The organism is Prosthecobacter sp., from assembly GCF_044222345.1.
Taxonomy (GTDB): Bacteria; Verrucomicrobiota; Verrucomicrobiia; order Verrucomicrobiales; family Verrucomicrobiaceae; genus Prosthecobacter.
Genome location: NZ_JBGANL010000163.1, coordinates 1 through 2,264, shown reverse-complemented (window position 1 = coordinate 2,264; position 2,264 = coordinate 1). Strand labels below are relative to the sequence as shown.

Genomic DNA, 2,264 nt, shown 5'->3' with positions numbered 1-2,264 from the left:
TCTGGTATCAGATTGCCGTGGCCGATGGGCGGGGCTGTGACGCCGTTGGTGGTGTGGGTGCCGCTTCCGCTGCCTGTGGAAGGGGTGGTGGTGCCGCCGGAGCTGGCCGTGGAGGTGGCGCTGCCGGTGGCTGTCGTGCCCGAGGTGTCTCCGGTGCCGCTATGACCGCTGGTGGCGATGCCCGCAGGCGGCGTGACGCCGTGGGTGGTGGAGGTGTCTCCAGGCGGGAGGCTGTCGCTGCTGGACTGGCTGGTGCTGGCGGGGGCTGTGCCGGGCCAGGGTCTTGCCAGCATGGCTTTGGCTTTTGCCAGCGCGTCGAGCTCGGTGGAATGAAGATCACGGGGCGTGGGCAGTTTGCTGAGGGCTTTCTGCTTGGTCTCCAGATTGGTGACCTGGGCACGGGCGAGGAGGGTTTCGGCATGGTGCAGGCTGATCTGCTCGTCCTTGGTGAGCCCGCCGTTTTTCTCCTTGGCCTTGAGGCGTTCGATGTCGCCAAGCACCTGGGGGGCGTTGTCCAGCGTCATGACTGGACCTGCGGATGCCGCCTCTTTGGATGGCTGCATGCCAGGCGGTGCATCGGCGGGGCTTTGGGTGGTATTCTCTGGTATTCCGGCCTGTGCAGAAGGAGCGGAGCCGGGCTTTGGTGGGTGGGCTTGCCAGCTTTGATAGGGCTGGCTGGGTGAGCGGGCAGAGCCCCATCACGCGCTAACGACTGCAGCTTGTGCCTTTACTAAGCGTTTGTCAGTCAATGCGGTGATCCGAGTGACTCGCACAAGGCTTGGCGTCTTTTTTATCCATTTTCCACATCAATCCGCATCCAGATCCACAATTAAACGGCGTTCGGGAGACTTAGGCATTTGAAGGAATTTCATCCAGCCTCTCACCGCTCGGCGAACTTGGCCGAGAGGGAATACAGCCTTCCATTCATCGCCCATGTCATCGAACTCGTATTCGATTGCAACCTCAGTGGGACGAATCACTACTCTCCAAGCCTTGTCGTGCAGCACTTCGCGTGCATCACCGCCCTGGTGTTCGACTCTGTCTGCGGCTTGCAAAAGAGATTCGCAGTGTCTCGGATATTTCAATTCAAAAGACAGCATTTCTCCAAGAACCATATTGTAAGGATTGTTCTCTTCCAGTTCGTGGCCGATAGCAACTACTTCGGATCCCCAGCCTTCGATGTCATGCATGAGCATTTTCATAGTGATGCCTAAATTAATAAATTGGATATGCAGTTATTCTACCAGGTTTGTTTGGAGTATGAGGATTGATGTACCCCTCAACTACTACTCCAGACGGAGTGACGGACCTCCATTTTTTTCCATTGGGCGAAATGGTTTTCATCGAACTATTCCACGCGGCTTCGACTTCAGTTTTAATTTGATGTTCTGACCAATTTTGAGGAAACATTGTATTCCAACCATTGTTTGAGAGTTTTGCTTGCCATCCACCGCTGGCATTCTGCATTTCAACACGAGCTTCGTAAACCCCCTGCGGGTTGGTTCTACTTGCTGTGCCAGGAATTATTCTAACGTCATTGTTAACCAAGCTGTGTCCTCCAGTGGGGGCACCATCTTTGTTGAAATCGGCCTTAATGATGTGGTCGTGATCAATGGGGGGATAGGCGGCCGCATTGGGAGGAGGCACATTGGGAGGAGGCACATTGGGAGGAGGCACATTGGGAGGAGGCACATTGGGAGGAGGCGCATTGGGAGGAGGCGCATTGGGAGGAGGCGCATTGGGAGGAGGCGCATTGGGCGGGGGTGTGGATGAGCCTGCCGATGCCATGGGAGTATCCGGATTCGCCGCGCCCGGTCTGCTAATCGTCGTGCCTACGGCATTTGCGGGTTGGGCTGGTGGTGAGGCAGGCGGAGAGTCTGCCGCCGCATCGAGCGTGGCGTCTTCGCCATCTGGAGTGACGGGGACGAGCGCGTCTTCGTCTCCGGACATAGCGAGGTCGTCAGGGTTGCCGGTGTTGCGGCTGCCCGGAGTCGCAGGGCTGTTGCGGTCGCGGACGCGGCGGGCGTTGTCATAGACTTCCTGCTCATGAGGGTTAAGGGGGCGCTTGCGCGCGACTTCTTCCAGGTTCTCCGTCCGCCGGTTTGCCAGGTCGATGTGCTCGGGGTGTGTGGTGTCTTCTGGTATCAGATTGCCGTGGCCGACAGGCGGGGCAGTGACGCCGTTGGTGGTGTGGGTGCCGCTTCCTCTGCCTATGGAAGGGGTGGTGGTGCCGCCGGAGCTGGCCGTGGAGGTGGTAGTGCCGG

At 58.4% G+C, this 2,264-nt stretch carries 2 protein-coding genes and 1 pseudogene; all 3 read right to left on the bottom strand.

The window, feature by feature from the left end:
• Window positions 1-563 (bottom strand): annotated as a pseudogene (locus tag ACILSL_RS27655) (hypothetical protein); the annotation flags it as partial.
• Between the two features lie 243 nt (window positions 564-806).
• Window positions 807-1,190 carry a hypothetical protein gene (locus ACILSL_RS27650; RefSeq protein ID WP_395735297.1) on the bottom strand — a complete coding sequence of 128 codons (384 nt, stop codon included), beginning with the start codon at window positions 1,188-1,190 and terminating at the stop codon, window positions 807-809.
• Between the two features lie 25 nt (window positions 1,191-1,215).
• The coding region (locus ACILSL_RS27645; RefSeq protein ID WP_395735296.1) for an EndoU domain-containing protein at window positions 1,216-2,264 on the bottom strand (1,049 nt) is incomplete at its 5' end.

Coding starts and splice junctions, on each gene's coding strand:
- ACILSL_RS27650 (WP_395735297.1), bottom strand. CDS start 1,190: ATGCATGACATCGAAGGCTGGGGATCCGAAGTAGTTGCTATCGGCCAC.